Annotated in this window: 18 protein-coding genes; 5 read left to right on the top strand and 13 right to left on the bottom strand. The window is 61.7% G+C overall.

Annotation, left to right across the window (positions count from 1 at the left end):
- On the top strand, positions 1 to 187 hold a 187-nt coding region (locus tag L598_RS21815), incomplete at its 5' end, for a transposase (RefSeq protein WP_246658793.1).
- Here L598_RS21815 and L598_RS16400 read toward each other — a convergent pair.
- From L598_RS16400 to L598_RS16345, 12 genes are all read right to left on the bottom strand, one after another.
- Positions 184 to 387 carry a DUF2274 domain-containing protein gene (locus tag L598_RS16400; protein WP_144864269.1) on the bottom strand — a complete coding sequence of 68 codons (204 nt, stop codon included), beginning with the start codon at positions 385 to 387 and terminating at the stop codon, positions 184 to 186. The genes L598_RS21815 and L598_RS16400 overlap by 4 nt on opposite strands.
- A 42-nt stretch (positions 388 to 429) precedes the next feature.
- Positions 430 to 1647 carry a TrbI/VirB10 family protein gene (locus L598_RS16395; RefSeq protein WP_144864267.1) on the bottom strand — a complete coding sequence of 406 codons (1218 nt, stop codon included), beginning with the start codon at positions 1645 to 1647 and terminating at the stop codon, positions 430 to 432.
- 11 nt (positions 1648 to 1658) lie between these two features.
- Positions 1659 to 2687 (bottom strand): P-type conjugative transfer protein TrbG, encoded by a 1029-nt coding sequence (gene trbG / locus L598_RS16390; RefSeq protein WP_144864265.1) that lies wholly within the window; start codon positions 2685 to 2687, stop codon positions 1659 to 1661.
- Entirely contained in the window at positions 2671 to 3408 is a 738-nt protein-coding gene (gene trbF / locus L598_RS16385; RefSeq protein ID WP_144864263.1) for a conjugal transfer protein TrbF, read from the bottom strand. Before trbF ends, trbG begins: the two co-directional genes overlap by 17 nt.
- Entirely contained in the window at positions 3409 to 4731 is a 1323-nt protein-coding gene (trbL, locus tag L598_RS16380) for a P-type conjugative transfer protein TrbL (protein ID WP_144864261.1), read from the bottom strand.
- Positions 4732 to 4764: 33 nt separating this feature from the next.
- Positions 4765 to 5490, bottom strand: coding sequence for a P-type conjugative transfer protein TrbJ (gene trbJ / locus L598_RS16375; RefSeq protein ID WP_144864259.1), 726 nt, complete (start codon positions 5488 to 5490; stop codon positions 4765 to 4767).
- On the bottom strand, positions 5487 to 7937 hold the full coding sequence (gene trbE / locus L598_RS16370; RefSeq protein WP_144864257.1) for a conjugal transfer protein TrbE: 2451 nt from the start codon (positions 7935 to 7937) through the stop codon (positions 5487 to 5489). Before trbE ends, trbJ begins: the two co-directional genes overlap by 4 nt.
- Positions 7931 to 8203 (bottom strand): VirB3 family type IV secretion system protein, encoded by a 273-nt coding sequence (locus L598_RS16365; protein WP_144864255.1) that lies wholly within the window; start codon positions 8201 to 8203, stop codon positions 7931 to 7933. The genes trbE and L598_RS16365 overlap by 7 nt, the downstream gene beginning before the upstream one ends.
- Complete coding sequence (locus L598_RS16360) at positions 8203 to 8511, bottom strand: TrbC/VirB2 family protein (protein ID WP_144864253.1); 309 nt, start codon at positions 8509 to 8511, stop codon at positions 8203 to 8205. The genes L598_RS16365 and L598_RS16360 overlap by 1 nt, the downstream gene beginning before the upstream one ends.
- A 12-nt stretch (positions 8512 to 8523) precedes the next feature.
- Positions 8524 to 9492 carry a P-type conjugative transfer ATPase TrbB gene (trbB, locus tag L598_RS16355; RefSeq protein WP_144864251.1) on the bottom strand — a complete coding sequence of 323 codons (969 nt, stop codon included), beginning with the start codon at positions 9490 to 9492 and terminating at the stop codon, positions 8524 to 8526.
- Positions 9489 to 9902 carry a CopG family transcriptional regulator gene (locus L598_RS16350; RefSeq protein ID WP_144864249.1) on the bottom strand — a complete coding sequence of 138 codons (414 nt, stop codon included), beginning with the start codon at positions 9900 to 9902 and terminating at the stop codon, positions 9489 to 9491. Before L598_RS16350 ends, trbB begins: the two co-directional genes overlap by 4 nt.
- Positions 9903 to 10009: 107 nt before the next feature.
- Entirely contained in the window at positions 10010 to 12040 is a 2031-nt protein-coding gene (locus L598_RS16345; protein ID WP_144864248.1) for a conjugal transfer protein TraG, read from the bottom strand.
- Positions 12041 to 12278: 238 nt separating this feature from the next.
- Between L598_RS16345 and L598_RS21485 the strand changes: the two genes are divergently transcribed.
- The 4 genes from L598_RS21485 to L598_RS16330 all read left to right on the top strand — a co-directional run bounded on the left by L598_RS21485 (position 12279) and on the right by L598_RS16330 (position 15457).
- Positions 12279 to 12431, top strand: a complete 153-nt coding sequence (locus L598_RS21485) for a hypothetical protein (RefSeq protein ID WP_186445071.1) — start codon at positions 12279 to 12281, stop codon at positions 12429 to 12431.
- Positions 12432 to 12537: 106 nt separating this feature from the next.
- Entirely contained in the window at positions 12538 to 13794 is a 1257-nt protein-coding gene (gene dcm, locus L598_RS16340; protein WP_210245014.1) for a DNA (cytosine-5-)-methyltransferase, read from the top strand.
- Positions 13787 to 14239, top strand: a complete 453-nt coding sequence (locus L598_RS16335; protein WP_144864245.1) for a very short patch repair endonuclease — start codon at positions 13787 to 13789, stop codon at positions 14237 to 14239. Before dcm ends, L598_RS16335 begins: the two co-directional genes overlap by 8 nt.
- A complete protein-coding gene (locus tag L598_RS16330) occupies positions 14240 to 15457 on the top strand; it encodes a type II restriction endonuclease (RefSeq protein WP_144864243.1) in 1218 nt (405 codons plus the stop codon).
- 1 nt (position 15458) lies between these two features.
- Here the strand turns inward: L598_RS16330 and L598_RS16325 are convergent.
- On the bottom strand, positions 15459 to 16250 hold a 792-nt coding region (locus L598_RS16325), incomplete at its 5' end, for a hypothetical protein (RefSeq protein ID WP_210245013.1).

Genomic DNA, 16250 nt, shown 5'->3' with positions numbered 1-16250 from the left:
CACGCTCAAAGAGGCCAGGATCATCGTGGAAAGCTGGCGGCGGCATTACAACACCGTGCGTCCGCATGGATCGCTCGGCTACAAGCCGCCGGCACCCGAGGTCTTCATCCCGGCATTCGCGCGGGCGGCCCTGCAMCCCCAACCAGCAATGCCGCCCGCGCTGGCGCCGCGACCATCATTGCACTAACAATCAAATTGGACCCGTCCGTGGGGGCCGATCACCTCAAGCATGAACGGGATGAGCTCGGCTACCGATTCGGCTTCCCCATAGGTCTGATGGTAGAGTGATGCATAATCATGGAGTGCCCGGTTCAGTTCAGCACTGATGGTGATGGTTATCTTCGATGGCGAGCGGTCGGGCAGTTTTGCGAGCTTCAGGTTGACCATGAGTGATCCTTCTCGTGAATTAAATGGAATTCGCACAGACGGTCAGCCTTTATACGGCCGCAGCACAAGGTCCTTGTGGACGATCACACGTAGTGGCCATCCGGGGCGGACGGTGATAGTCGGCTGGATGTTCAGGTTCTTTTCGGTGATGCGCTGACCGGCGCGGTTGACGTTCTGCTGGGTAGATTCCCGGATGGCCTGGACAAGATTGCTTTCGTCTTCGCCGAGGCTCAACTCCGTGCCGACTCCAAGCAGAGTCGCAAGCGCGATACCCTTGATCAGCCGCCAGGTGTGGAAATCGACCTTGTCCTCCAGCCCGGCATAACCGGCGCTGTCGGTGGCAGGCAGGTTGTCGATTTCAATCGAAGATCCGTCTGGAAGCAGGATGCGCTGCCAGACAAGCAACGCACGCTTTTGGCCGAAGGCGACAACGCTGTCATAAGTGCCGATGAGGCGCGATCCCTGCGGGATCAGCATCACGCTGCCAGTCACCGTGTCGTAGACGTTTTCGGTAACCTGGGCGACGACGAGGCCCGGCAGATCGGAATTGATGCCAGTGATCAGGCTCGCGGAAATGACGCTGCCGGCCATGACTTGGTATGGCGAGGCGGGCGTCTGCAGGGCGTGCGAATTGTAGATGTCGCCCGTTTCGCGCGAACTCAGGAAATCCAGCTTGCGCTGCTGGTTGTTCTGGTCGCTTTCGGCCGGCGCGACGGAGGCGCGTGCGTGTCCAGTGTCGGACGGTCTGACCGACGCCTCCAACTGCGACTGCACATTCTGCTCATTCCCGGCGGTATCCCTCTCCTTCGACCGATTTTCGATCCGGAAGAAGACCTCCGACTCGCGCGCCTGAATCGCTTGTTGGGCTAGGCGTTGCTCCTCAGCGGAAACCTTCTGTCCCGGAGCGATGCCAAGCTGACGCCGGCGTTCGAGGATCGGGCGTCCGAGATCTCCTGGCAGCGGCGGTCCGAGTACCGGAGTATCCGGCTTGATTTCGGAGTAGCTGCCAGGCAGCGCTTCAAGTCCCTCGGGCGTCGGCTTGTTCCCGGTGTTGTAGAGCTCCTCGGCCTGCTCCCTGATGCGCAGCGCCGGCCCCTGCAATGCAAACATCGTGACGCCGAAAATCGCACCTGAGCCAAGTGCCGCGACGGCGATGATGACATGGCGCTTGAAACGCACGACGCGCCGCGGTGATGCCCTGAGTTGCAGACCCTCCGGATCAAGCTTCGGAGGAACATCGGAAGGGGATTTTTCGGTCATGGTCACTTCCCTCACCTGCCCCAGCGTGCAAACAGCGGCGGACGACGCCTCGGCTTGCTGTCTGTTCTCGTGATGCGCACCACCTGCTGTTGCTTCTTGCCGAGCCGCAGTTCGGCCGCGACGAACAGCCGATCCACAATGTAGTAGTTGCCACGCATGCGGTAGTTGACGAGCTGATTGTTTCCGTCGGCGCCGAGGACGAAAAGTGGTGGTGCCTCGCCCTGGTCGATACGGCGCGGGAACTCGATATAGACCTTGTGGCCATCGTCGAAGGCACGCACGGGCCGCCAAGGCGGCCTATCGCCGGTGATGGCATAGCGGAAGCGGACATCTTCCAACGCCACGTTTGACGCCACCGGCATGGCAGCCTCAGCTTCAGCATTGCGGCGACGCAGCGCAATGATCTGATCCTCGCTATAGGTCCAAGAGATCGCCGCCATAGCGGTCTTGTCCGTGCTTTCGAGCTGCAAGTGGTAAGAGCGGCGGTCCGTCGTGATGACGAGATTGGTCTTCAGGCCAGGCGCAAAGGGTTTGACGAGCACATGCGTGCGCTGGTTGTCACCGGAGCCGCTCACGGTGTCGCCGATCACCCAGCGTACCGTGTCGCCGGCCGAGACCGAGGTGAGCGTCTCGCCCGGTTGCAACGCGATGTCGGTGACGCGCTCTGGTGCCGCATAGAGCCGATAGAGCGCGCCTTCCGCATAGGGATAGACCTGGACCGCGTTGATATAGCCATACTTTGTAGGCTCCTGGGTGGCGGCCTTGTTGGCATCAGCAACACGCTCCTCGGGCGAACGCTTGTCCTCGGTCGCCTTGCCCGGTTCGGGCTGCAGTTGACCTGGCAGTGGCAAGGGCTTCGGTATCTCAACGATCCTGACCGGCTTTTCCGGTCTCTTCTCGATGACTGCCTGCTTGAAGTCCGCCGTATCGTATGAGATCCCGGGCGGCACCTTCTTCGACGCACAGGCGGTCAAAATCGTGAGGGACACTGACACGATCAGCACAGCGTGAATGGATGAGGCGCTACTTTTCGTCAGCATTGGTGGGCTCCTTCGCGGACGGAGAGTCAGGGGCGGCACTGTCCAGTTCTCGCGACCAGTCGATAGCATTGACAAAGACGCCGAGCGGGTTCCTGCGCAGCTCGTCGGCATTGCTCGGTGGGCGGATGACAATGGTAAGAATCGCGGTCCAGCGGGTGGTGCTGGCGAGGCTGCCGCGCTCATAGACCTGCTCGGCCCACTTGACCTGGAACGAGCTGTCGGACGCCCGTACTACGCTGGTTATCTGCACCGAGACGGTGCGCGTGCCGATCTTGCCGAAGGGATCGTTCGCCTTTGCGTATTCGTTGAGGAAGAGTGCGGCGCGGTCGGTGGCGAAGTCGTAGGCCGAAAGCCAGTTCTGCCGCACCAGGACCGGATCGGTGGAGACAGAGCGGACGTTGGAAACAAACCGCCCGAGATGCCAGGCGATCTGCGCATCGGACGGCTCATAGTCCTGGACCGCCGGCGCGACGGCATGGGCCTCACCGAAACGGTCGACCTCGATGACGTAAGGCACGACGCGGCTTTGCGTCGACTGCCACAGAAGGCCGGCGGAAAGGCCTGTCGCCAGCGCCAGACAGCCAAAGGCCATGAGCCGCCAGTTCCTGGCCTGCACGCGGGCCGAGCCTATGCGCTCGTCCCAGAGCTGACCGGCTTTTTGGTAGGGCGTGACGGGTTCGGGTGTCTTCCCGTAACGTTGAATGGGTCGCTTGAAGAGCATCTAGTCGTCCTTGTCCTTGAGGGAGGGATTGGCGGCGCCGCCTGGCCGGTCGCCGTCCCGGACGGCTTGCATCGCGGTATGGCGATGGGCACGCGCGGCCTGTTCGGAACGAAGACGTTTTGCCCAGGCTGGCGCGGCGTCGGCTGCTGTGCTGACAGTGGGCTCGTGCCGGAAAGAATTCGACATGCCGCCCGTCACGGTCCAGGCCGCATCGCGGCCGGCTTCGATGCTTCGACGGATTGGACCAGTTACGGATCGCGTGCCCTGCATCGCCGCACCACCGGCGGCGCGCGCCACGCCACCCATTCCAGCCGTGACGCCGGAAATACCGGGCTCGCCTGACGTGTCCTGTCCGAAGCGATAGGCCGTGGAGGCAGCGGATCCTACGGTCGTGCCGGCACGTACTGCGGCGAGACTGCCGCCGGCCGCCATTCGAGCACCAGCGAATGCCGCCCCTCCGGCAACAAGCGTCGCACCGGCCGCCGCGGCGCCGGCGCCCACTGCAGCGCCCGCGCCAAGCTGCGGCGCGCCGGAGACAAGGCCGGAGGCGATGCCGGGCCCGAAGATGCCGAGGCCGAGCAGCGCCAAAGCGCCCAGCACCTGCGACATGGCCGCGGCGAGATCCGGCTCCTGACCCTGCAAGGCCGAAGCAAATTCACTAAAGAGGGTGGAGCCGATGCCGACGATGACGGCGAGTACCATCACCTTGACGCCGGAAGATATCACATTGCCGAGCACGCGCTCGGCAAGGAACGCGGACCGGTTCCACAGCGCAAACGGCACCAGCACGAAGCCGGCGAGCGTGGTGAGTTTGAACTCCAGGATGGTAATAAAGAGCTGGATGGAAAGAATGAAGAAAGCGATGATCACCAGGAACCAGGCGAGCAGAAGCACGAAGATGCTGAGTGCATTGCCGAAGAATTCCGGGAACCCCAGAAGCTGGCTTGCCTGGTCGAGCAGCGGCCAGGCGCCCTCGAATCCGGTGGCGGCAATGCGGCCCGGCCGCAGGAGGTCGCCGGCGGCCAGATTGCCGCCCGACGCATTGATGCCGAGCCCTGCAAAAGAGCGATAAATGATGCCGGCGAGGTTCTCAAAATTGTTCAGGATGAAGGCGAAGAGACCAACGTAGAGGACCTTGCGGACGAGACGGCCAAAAATGTTTGGCTCCCCGCCGAGCGCCCAGAACAAGCCGGCCATCGTAATGTCGATACCGATCAGGATGGTGGTGAGGAAGGCGACGTCACCCGAAAGCAGGCCGAATCCGCTGTCGATGTAGCGGACAAAAGTCTCCATGAACCGATCGATGACGCCGAGATCGTTCATGCCGCCGCCTTCCGCATTGCAATGGAATCGATCTCAGTTGCCTGAATAGGCATCACCGGAGCCGAGAAAACGCCGCGTTGTCTCGCGGGCGGCCTCCTCCGACTGCGCCTTGCGGGCGGCATCCTCGGCTTCGGCCCGGAACTGGGTGGCAAGCAATGTCTGGATCTGCATCTGCTGTTTTGCGGACAGCGCAATCAGCTGGTTGGTTGCCTGGCTTGCCTCAAGCGCACCGGCCGCACCCTGGCTGCGGTTGACAAGGTCAGCAAGCAAATCGCCGTCGGCCTGGATGTTCCCGACAATCTGCGACTGCACTCGCATGGTCTGGCGGAAGGCCTGCATGGCGCTTTGCCAGCGCTCGCGTGCCGCCGACGCCAGGTCGCTTACCTTGATGGTCTTGCCATAGTTTTCCGGATAGTTCTGCCGCCACTCCTCCTCGAGCCGGTCCAGATCAAAGCTCAAGCCGTCGGCCTGCATCATCAGTCCATCAATGCGGTTGAGCGCCCCGGTCAGTTGTCCGAGAGAGGAAAAATCCAGGCGCTGCAGGTTGCGCGCCATGTTCTGTAGCATGGTCGCCTGGTTCTGCAGTGACTGGATCTGATTATTGATCTGCTCCAGTGAGCGGGCCGCCGTCAGCACGTTCTCGGCATAGTTCCAAGGGTCGAATACGGTAATGGCAAAGGCTGGCGGGACAAAGCCGGCGATCGGCTTGAAGACGAGGGAGGCGGTGACGAGACCTGTGAGGATGTGGCGCCGCATCATGCTGATTGCTCCTGTTGTGGTTGAGGGAATTTTTTGACAAGCTCGGCCGCCCATTCGAGGCCGCGCGCCATCAGGAACCGGGAGGCGAAGTCGCGCCGGCCGTGCTCTGAAAGGATGGTATCGATAAGGGTCTGCGCAGCCGGATCGGAGGCGCCGCAAAGTGCCAATGCCAGAGGGCCCAGGCCCAGCTCGAACAGTCGGTTGCCACGGCGCGACTGCAGATAGTACTGGCGCTTGGGCGTGGCGCGGGCGACCAACTCGATCTGCGGCTCGTTCAGACCGAAGCACTCATACGCCCCGCGCGCCTGCGGCTCCACAGCGCGGTCGTTGGGCAGGAAAATGCGCTGCGGGCAGCTCTCGATGATCGCCGGCGCGATGGAAGAACCGGAGATGTCAGCAAGCGATTGCGTGGCGAAGATCACCGACACGTTCTTCTTGCGCAGCACCTTCAGCCATTCACGGATACGAGCGGCAAAGAGCGGGTTGTCGAGATAGACCCAGGCTTCATCGAGGATCAGCAAGGTCGGCCGCCCGTCGAATCGCTCTTCGAGCCGGTGAAACAGATAGGTAAGCACCGGCAGAACCGCGCTTTCCTGATGCATCAGCTCCTCGGTCTCGAAGCACTGCACGTCCGACAGCGCCAATCGGTCATCGTCGGCGTCAAGCAGTCGGCCGAAGGGACCCTCGAGCGTGTAGGGCAGAAGTGCCGCCTTCAGCGCATTCACCTGAAGCAACACCGACAGTCCGGTGAGCGTGCGTTCTTCGACCGGAGCGGTGGCAAGGCTGTTGAGTGCCGACCACAACGCCTCCTTCACCTCGGGTGTGACGGTGACGTTCTCATGGGTAAGCAATCCGGCGATCCATTCGGCCGCCCAGCTGCGGATTGCCGGGTCATCGATGTTGCGCAATGGCTGGAAGGCAAGCGCGCCGTCATTGCCAAGCGCATGGTGCTCGCCGCCCATGGCGAGCGTAGCCGCCCGCGCCGAATTGCCCTTGTCGAAGAGATAGAGCTGAGCATCGCGATAGCGACGGAACTGCAGCGCGATCAGCGAAAGCAGCACCGATTTGCCGGCGCCGGTCGGGCCGACGATCAGCATGTGACCAACATCGCCGACATGAGTGGAAAGCCGGAATGGTGTCGAGCCGCTGGTCTTGGCAAAAAGAAGCGGCGGCGCTTCTGTCCCGATGATCTTGCCCAGATGCTCGTTGCACGCCGGACCCGCCCATACTGACGACAGAGGCATGAGATGGACAAGGTTCAGCGTGTGCACCAGCGGCTGGCGGACATTGGCATAGATGTGACCCGGCAGGGACCCGAGCCAAGCCTCGACCGCATTGACGCTCTCGCGGATGGTGGTAAAGCCGTGGCCGTTGATGATGCGCTCGACCGCGCGGAGTTTGTCCCCAACAGCCTGGCTGTCCTCATCCCAGACAGTTACCGTGGTGGTGAGATAGCCGAAGCCGACATAGTCGCGGCCAACCACCTGAAGTGCCGCGTCAGCATCGAGCGCCTTGTTCTCGGCATCGCTGTCGACCAGCGGAACCGGCTCGTTGGTCACCACCTCGCGCAGGATGGCTGCGATCGATTTGCGCCTGGCGAACCATTGCCGGCGCAGCCTGGTCAGTGACTTCGTGGCTTCGGTCTTGTCGAGAGGGATGAATCGCGTGACCCAGCGATAGGCAAAACCCTGATGGTTGAGAGCGTCGAGGATTCCAGGCCGGGTGACATTCGGGAAGCCGAGAATGGTGAGCGTGCGCAGATGCCGGTCGCCTAGCATCGGCTCCAGCCCGCCGGTAAGCGGTGTGTCAACCAGGACGCCATCGAGATACATTGGCGTCTCCGGCACGGCGATCGGATGACGTTTTGTGGAGATCGTGCCGTGCAGGAATGCCAGCGTTTCGCCGTCGTCGAGCGCGTGCACTTCCGGCATGAAGCTTGACAGCAGGTCGAGCACGCGGTCGGTCTCGGCGCGGAAGCGGGTGAGTTCCTGGCGCCAGTCGCGTGTTCCACTCTCACGATTGGCATCCACGAAGGCACTTTCGGCCCTGGCCTGACCGTCGGGCGGCGGCATGAAGAGAAGCGTCAGGTGATAGCGGCTCTCGAAATGTGCTACCTTGCCTACAAATGCGGCACGACGCTCCTCGTCGACCAGCCACGAGGCGGGATCAGGGAAACGCGAGATAGGATAGCCTACTGCTTCGATGCGTTCGGCCTCGAAGAACAAGGCCCAGCCGGAGCCGAGGCGTCTCAGCGCATTGTTTGCCCGCGCACAGATGCCGACGAGTTCGGCTTCCGTCGCGCTTTCCAGATCGGGTCCGCGGAAGCGGAACGTTCGCTGCAAGCTGCCGTCCTTGTTGAGTACGATGCCGGGCGCGACCAATGCCGCCCAAGGCAGATGGTCGGCAAGCCGATCGGCTTGGCTGCGGTATTCGGAAAGGTTCAGCATGCAAGCCAGCCCTTCTGGCGCAGGTGGCGAACGAGTACCCTGGCGAAATCCTGATCGCGTCGGGCGGCAAAAACCGCAAGCGTGTGGCCGCTGATCCACAGCACCAGCCCAGCGATCCACTGCTGCATTCCAAGCCCGATCGCCGCAGCCACCGTGCCATTGAGGATCGCCACGGCGCGTGGCGCACCGCCCAGGAGGATCGGTTCCGTCAATGATCGGTGAACCGGAACCTCGAAGCCTTCGATGTGGTGCTCGCCGGTCGTCATCAGACGAGCGCCCCGCCGCCGAAGGAGAAGAAGGAGAGGAAGAAGGAGCTTGCCGCGAAGGCGATGGAGAGACCGAAGACGATCTGGATCAGCCGGCGAAAGCCACCCGCGGTATCGCCGAAGGCGAGCGTCAGGCCGGTGATGATAATGATGATCACCGCGACGATCTTGGCGACCGGCCCCTGGACTGACTCCAGGATCCGCTGCAGCGGTTCTTCCCACGGCATGCCGGAGCCGGCCGCGTAAGCCGGCGCCGTGAGAACAAACGCGATTGCCGCGGGCGACAGAAATCGAAGCTTCTTGCGCATGGAAAAGACCTTTCAAAGCTGCTGGAGTTGCGGGAGCGTGAGCTGGGTGACGGCATAGTCGCCATTGCCGTCGAGACCTGTGACCTCGGCGATTGCATCGACACGGCGCGATGAGCTGCGCCCGGCGATGAAGACGATCAGGTCGATGGCTTCGGCGATAAGACGGCGCGGGACGGTGACGACGGCTTCCTGGGCGAGCTGCTCGACGCGGTAGAGGGCAGAGCGCGCTGAGTTGGCGTGAACTGTGGCGATGCCACCCGGGTGGCCGGTGTTCCAGGCCTTCAGCATGTCGAGGGCTTCAGAGCCCCTCACCTCGCCGACGATGATGCGGTCCGGTCTGAGGCGCAGTGTCGAGCGGACGAGATCGGCGAGTGTGACTGAGCCGCGCCGGGTGCGGAGCGCCACGCAGTCTTTGGCCGCGCATTGCAGTTCGCGTGTGTCCTCGATCAGGATCACCCGCTCGTCGCATTCGGCGACTTCGGCCAGCAGCGCATTGGCAAGCGTCGTCTTGCCCGAGGACGTGCCGCCGGCGACGAGGATGTTGCGACGATCGAGCACCGCCTTCCTTAGCGCTTCGGCCTGGACGGCCATCATGATCCCGTCGGCAACGTAATCAGCGAGCGTGTAGACACGTGCGGCAGGCTTGCGAATCGCAAAGCATGGCGCCAGTGCCACCGGTGGCAGCAGGCCCTCGAAACGCTCGCCGGACGGCAACTCGGCGCTGACGAGCGGATTGTCGGCGTGGGCTTCCGTACGAATGTGGGAGGCGACCAGGCGGATGATGCGTTCCGCCTCGGACGGATGCATGCGCACGCCGGTGTCGACACGACCGTCGCCAAGCCGGTCGAGCCGGAGCACGCCATCAGGATTGACCATCACCTCGATGACTGTTGGATCTGCCAAAGCGTCTGAGATTGCCTGGCCCATGGCGGTGCGCAGCATGGCGCGACGGCGGTGATCGGCTTCGGGGTGAGAGGTCATTCGCCCCCTCCCGCGCTCTCCTCGTCGCGCAGAGCCCGCTTGCCGGAGGCAATCCGGCGGCCGACCTGCTCGACAAATTTCTGAAAGCGCTCCTGCGCGACCGCCTGTGTCGCCTTGTCTGGCACCGGCGAGTGGGCATGAAGCGTGATGGAAAAGCGGATGAAGAGCGCCAAACTCTCCAGGATCATCTCGGTGTCGCGTCGGACACGCTCCAGATCCCGCGAGATGCGGTCGAGCCGCTTGCCGTAGCGCCGGTCGAGCTCGTTCTCCCCACGCTGGTCGATGAAGGCTTGCACCGCTTTGGCCACGATCTCCGACTTGGTGGTCGAAGGATGGCAGCTGAGCTGGTCAAGCTTATCGCTCAGCTCGGGATCCAGCAGAAACTGATGGCGGATGCGTAGGGGCTTCATGCGGCTCGTTCCGGTTGGCCGGCGCTGACGCGCCGGCTTCGGAAGGAGCATCGGTCACAAGCCCGAAAACGCTTATGGCCCTTATCTACGCTGATATGCGCTCGGCGTCAGAAGCCCGGCAGGATGTCCTTGTCCTCGCCCATGCCTTCGTTGACGCCGTAGACCCGCGCTGCCGTGGAAATCCGGTCAATCACCTTTTTGTCAGCCGCCGTGTCGCCGTCGTCATCGGGCGGCCCGAACAGGTCGCCCTGATCCGGCTCCTGTTTAGCGGAGCTACCTTCGTGGGGCAGGCCAGGATGACGCTGCTGTTGCACGCCGCCTTCGCCTTCTGAGATCGCTTCAGAGCGCTCGTCATGTGCGAATAGCCGACGGTCCACGCCGCGCACCTGCCCGCTCCAGTCGTCGGCGCGCGGCGCCGGACGGTCCGGATAGGGGCTGTATGCAAGAACCGGCGCAGGCAATACCCGCTCGGTAAAATTCCGGTCTTCGTAGTAGCGAAGCTTCTTCGCTCGGATCGGCGGCAAGCCGGAGACCAGCACCAGTTCGTCCGTCGGCGGCAATTGCATCACCTCGCCTAGCGTCAGCAGCGGCCGCGCGGTTTCCTGGCGACTGACCATCACATGCGAAAGCCATGGCGCCAGCCGATGGCCGGCATAGTTGCGCATGGCGCGTAGTTCCGTCGCCATACCGAGCGCATCCGATATGCGCTTTGCGGTGCGCTCGTCATTGGAAGAAAACGCGATCCTCGCATGGCAGTTGTCGAGGATGGCGTTGTTCTCGCCATAGGCCTTGGAGATCTGGTTCAGTGATTGCGCGATCAGATAGGCGCGGATGCCGTAACCCGCCATGAAGGCAAGTGCGGTCTCGAAGAAGTCGAGCCGCCCCAGCGCCGGGAACTCGTCCAGCATCATGAGCAGCTGATGCTTGCGGCTTTTTTTGGGATCGCCCTCCAGCCGTTCGGTGAGCCGCCGGCCGATCTGGTTGAGCACCAGCCGCACCAGCGGCTTGGTTCGCGAGATGTCGGATGGTGGCACCACCAGATAGAGCGATACGGGACGATCTGCATCCATAAGATCGGCAATGCGCCAGTCGCAGGCCGATGTCGTCGCCGCCACGGTCGGATCGCGGTAAAGTCCGAGGAAGCTCATGGCGGTTGAGAGTACGCCTGACCGCTCGTTTTCCGACTTGTTCAGCACCTCGCGGGCTGCCGAGGCGACAACGGGATGGACCTGCGGCTTGTCCGCCGTGCCGAGGTGATTGGTGGTCATCATCCGCCGCAGCGTCGTGGCAAACGAGCGCTGCGGGTCCGACAAGAAAGTGGCGACGCGGGCGAGCGTCTTCTCCTCTTCGGCATAAAGAACATGGAGGATGGCGCCGACTAATAGCGCGTGGCTGGTCTTCTCCCAATGGTTGCGCCGCTCCAGAGCGCCTTCCGGATCGACCAGAATGTCGGCAATGTTCTGGACGTCGCGAACCTCGTGCGGACCCTTGCGCACCTCCAGGAGCGGATTGTAGCGCGCCGATCGCGGATCGGTCGGATTGAACAACAGGCAGTACGAGAATTTTGAGCGCCAACCTGCTGTCAGCTGCCAGTTCTCGCCTTTGATGTCGTGGATGACTGCCGAGCCGGTCCAGGAAAGAAGCGTCGGCACAACCAGGCCGACCCCCTTGCCCGACCTGGTCGGTGCAAAGGCCATGACATGCTCCGGCCCGTCATGGCGCAGATAGCGATCCTTCAGTTTGCCAAGGAAAACGCCCGCCGGCCGATACAGCCCCGCCTTGTCGATCTCCCGCTCTATGGCCCAGCGCGAGGAGCCGTATGTGGTCACCAAACCACGCTGCCGTGCTCGACAGAGAGAGCCGGCAATCGCGGCGGCGCAACTGATGAAGCCGCTGGSCGCTGCCAGCATGCCGGCCTTGTCGAAAACTTCTGGCGCATAGGCCTCGAACTGGAACCACCAAACGAACAGCTTCCAGGGCCGGTAGATCGGCCAGCCGGTCACGAAGAACCACGGAGTTCCAAGCTGCTCCTGATAATCCAGCATGTGTGCGCACCATTGCGTTGCTGCCCACACTCCCAAGATGACAATAGCGAACACAACGGCGATCTGGCCGACAAGGAGCTTCGTCGGTGTCATGAGTGCAGCTCCGCTGATTTGGACTGACCGAACAATCATCGCGGCATCCGGCCAAAGCTGGAACGCAACTTACGTGCGATTGAGCGCGATGATCCCCTGCCAGTTCCACATTACAGTCCTGTGCGACTGTCGATGCGTAGATGGTAGGTTCTATTTTGACGTGCGGCTTTGCAGCAATATCAACGACTACTGCACGCAAGGAATCGTCCGTTTGGCAGACTACTTGCGAATCAATTCGATGAATGCAGCAGATCGAGCGCTGGCTTGCGTGGGGGGCAGCGTCAACACCATCACCGACAAGCGCGGCCGGAACCGCTCCGACCATGTTCGCAGGCTGATCGTCGGTACGCTTCAGGAGCCGGAGATCGGCTATTTCGCTGAGGTACCGTAGAACCCAGCTCGCCGAGATCGCGGAACATACATAGAACATCAACTTGCCCTCTGGGAATCTTTCTGACATCCTGGCAGAAAGTGACACAGAGAAGGGTGACTGATTCGTGGGCAAGGTGTCGTCTGGCCAAAATGAATTCAACCGGTTGTGCGAACGGGCGGGGCTAACTCCCGGTGAAGCTGCGTCCGTTCTGTCCGTCTCGGAACGGACGATCGCGCGATACGCCAGCGGCGAAAGCCAGCCATCCGGGCTTGCGTTGCGCGTCCTCCAGGAAGCGGCGGACCCCGCCTGTCAGAATTCCGATCCGGCCTCCTTCCGGTTTATCGACCTTTTCGCGGGGATTGGCGGTTTGCGGATCGGATTTCAAGGGATTGGAGGGCATTGTGTCTTCACGTCCGAATGGGATCCGAGTGCGCAGAAGACTTATGCGCTGAACTTTCGCGACAATCATCCTTTAGCCGGTGACATAAGAGGCTATTCGGAGGATCCCGATCGTATTCCCGAACATGACGTCGTGCTCGCCGGATTCCCCTGCCAGCCCTTTTCCATTGCCGGCGTGTCGAAGAAGAACGCGCTCGGACGCCCGCATGGTTTTCTGTGCGACACCCAAGGGACGTTATTCTTCGATACTGCCCAGATCATTGCCCATCATCGTCCTGCAGTCTTCGTGCTTGAGAACGTCAAGAATCTCGAGCGGCACGACAAGGGGCGCACCTTCGCAACGATCATGAACGTTCTGGAGAATGAACTCGGCTATCATGTGCAGACGCGGGTGATCAGCTCCGAGCACTGGGTACCGCAAAAGCGCGAGCGCATCTTCATTGTCGGATTCCGCGAGCCAACAACATTCAATCTGACGAGTTTGATACTGCCTGCCGGAGGGCCAAAACTGGGCAGTATCCTCCAGCCTCATGACGAGGTGGACCCGAAGTATACGCTGACGCCGCGCCTATGGGAGTACCTTCAGGCTTACAAGGCCAAGCATACCTCGAAGGGTAACGGCTTTGGCTACAGTTTATTCGGGCCTGACGACGTTACCCGGACGCTGTCGGCACGTTACTTCAAAGACGGTTCGGAAATCCTGATAGACCAGCCCGGAAAACGTCCCCGGCGGTTGACGCCGCTGGAGTGTGCGCGTCTGATGGGATTCGATCGTGGCGATCGCCGTTGGAAAATCCCGGTCTCCGACACACAGGCCTATCGTCAATTCGGCAATGCGGTGGTCGTACCCGTGGTCGAGTTTCTTGCACAAGCTATGAAGCCCCATATAGAGGCCGCGCTCGCCGGCGGTTCTGCACAAGCGCAATCTGCGCCCGTCAGGATCAGTCGCCCTGACCGGGAGCCGGTTCTCGCCCATGGCTGATATCGTGCCGGCTGATGTACGCAGCCGGATGATGTCTGGCATCCGGGGGACGAACACGAAACCCGAATTGCTGCTCAGAAAAGGTCTGCACGCGCTGGGCTTTCGCTTCCGGCTGCACGACCGGTCGCTTCCCGGAAAACCCGATATTGTACTGCCACGCTATCGTGCGGTCATGTTTGCGCATGGGTGTTTCTGGCACGGGCACGACTGTCACCTGTTCAAAATGCCGTCGACCCGTCCGGAATTCTGGCAGGCAAAGATCGACCGCAATCGCGCAGTCGATGCGCGCTCTGAGGCAGCTCTGGAAGAAGCCGGCTGGCGGCTGGCAATAATTTGGGAATGCGCGTTGAAGGGGAAGACGCGTCTACCGCTTGAAAATGTGATCTCGGCATGTGCCAACTGGCTCAGATCAGACCGGCCGCGTCTCGAGGTCAGGGGAAGATAGATGCGTCGAGGGATGCTGTCGGATCTGTTCATCGGGGTCGTCGCCAAACGACTGACACTGGTCGAGACGATCACACCACGATCGAACCAGCACGAGTTCCAGGGGACGCAGCCGCTACGGCGACTGTTGGGTGATGCTGATCGGCGAGGTATTCCGACCCGGTTCATCTGGATCACAGGCGAGCAGGAGGCGCTCGCCGAGGACGGCTTCATGAGCTGGTCCAACGTGCGCAAGGGCAAGCCGAGAGCGCCGGAGTATCATCTCTATTACTCCGGCAATGCGGTGACCGAGCTGATGCAGCCGGGAGATATGCTGTTTCTCGCCCTGCGGCGCGATGGAACCATCCTGGTCATCGTGACCCCGTCCGCCACCATCCAGAACCAGCTCGTCTGGCTGTTCGGCATCGAGAAGCAACCGGAGTTCGCGTTCACCTTCCAGGAGATCGAGGGTGAGCGCAACGCCGAGCTGGATTTTGCGGCACGTTATATACTCGATGAACTGGGCATCGAGCCGGAAGAGCCCGAGGCAGACCGCCTGGATATCCTGATCGAGCCGTTCGGGCTAGTTTTTCCCAAGACTCGCGTATTCTCCGAACTCGCCCGCACCTCTTTGCCGGAAATTTCAGCACTGGATGATCCTGACGGTGCACTGGTCATGTGGATGGAGCGGGAGGAGCAACTGTTTCGTCGGCTGGAGCGACGCATCGTGGCCGAGCGCATCGGCAACGGGTTCCACTCTCCCGATGGCGCGGATGTCGATGGATTTCTGGCTTTCTCTCTTGGCGTCCAGAACAGGCGCAAGGCGCGCGCCGGTCAGGCGCTGGAGAACCATCTTGAAGCGGTCTTTACCGCGCAGCGCATCCGGTATGCACGTGGTGCTGAAACCGAAAACCGTAACAGGCCGGATTTCCTGTTTCCGGGACAGGAAGAATATCGCGACACCGACTTCCCGGCCAGCCGTCTAACGATGCTCGGGGCAAAATCGACGCTCAAGGATCGTTGGCGGCAGGTCCTGTCGGAGGCCGGGCGCATAGAAGAAAAGCACCTGCTCACACTCGAGCCGGGCATTTCAGAAAACCAGACCGACGAGATGCGGGCCAAACTGCTCCAGCTGGTCGTGCCGCGACCACTGCACCATACCTATCGCCCGCCCCAGCAGGCGTGGCTGATGGATCTGGCCGGCTTTCTTCAGATTGTGCGCGAACGGCAAGATGCCTGAATCACTCGGCCCTGAGCTCCCTGAGCCACTGGTCTGATACAGGCGGAAGAATCTTGCCGATGATCGCCCACGCCAGTTTCGCTGCGAGAACGCGATGCAGTTCCGACATCAGACCGATGCGTCCGAATTCAGTTGCCGGAAGAGACCGGTAACGCAGTTGCCCCACTCCCGAAAACGTGGTGTGGTCAGGGGAAGCACCTTCCCGCCCGTCGAACATTATCCTGATGCGTCCCGCATCGAGTTCCGTGCCGATGAGTGCTGCCCGCTCTTTCAGCGACAGCCGGTTGAGCAGATAGCCGGAGCCGCTGTCCTTCGTCCAAGACGGTTTGACGAGGATTGCATGGAAACAGCGGATGCCGGCCTCGCCGAGCAGACGGAATACCCCAAGTTCGCCATTATTAATTCCGAACTGAAGCACTTTCCCCTGGAAGGGAAACTTGTGCTTGATCTCCAGAAGCCACACGGCCTCGTCGTGGACCAGAATGCGATCGAGATTCCAGACAGCACGGAACCATGGCTGGATACCGTGATTCAGAAGCAATCGCGGCAGGACCACGCGCGGGCCGATCTGATCACCATAGGCGTCGGCAAGGAATCCCCAGTAGCTTAGCTTCTGGCGACGGGCATCGCGGACTGTGTCGGCAACCTTTACCGGTTGCGCGGGGCGCCCTGACAGCTCGCGCATCACTTCGGCGAGCGGACGCCGCTCACTGATGGAAGTGCCATCCCTCCATTCCCGTGCTGTGAAAGTACCTGCGATCTTATCGATGTCCAGCAGCCATACACGAAATCT

Source organism: Mesorhizobium sp. J18 (genome assembly GCF_007829525.1).
Taxonomy (GTDB): domain Bacteria; phylum Pseudomonadota; class Alphaproteobacteria; order Rhizobiales; family Rhizobiaceae; genus VLJP01.
The sequence above is the reverse complement of the archived record's forward strand: the minus strand, read 5'-3'. Positions and strand labels throughout refer to the sequence as shown.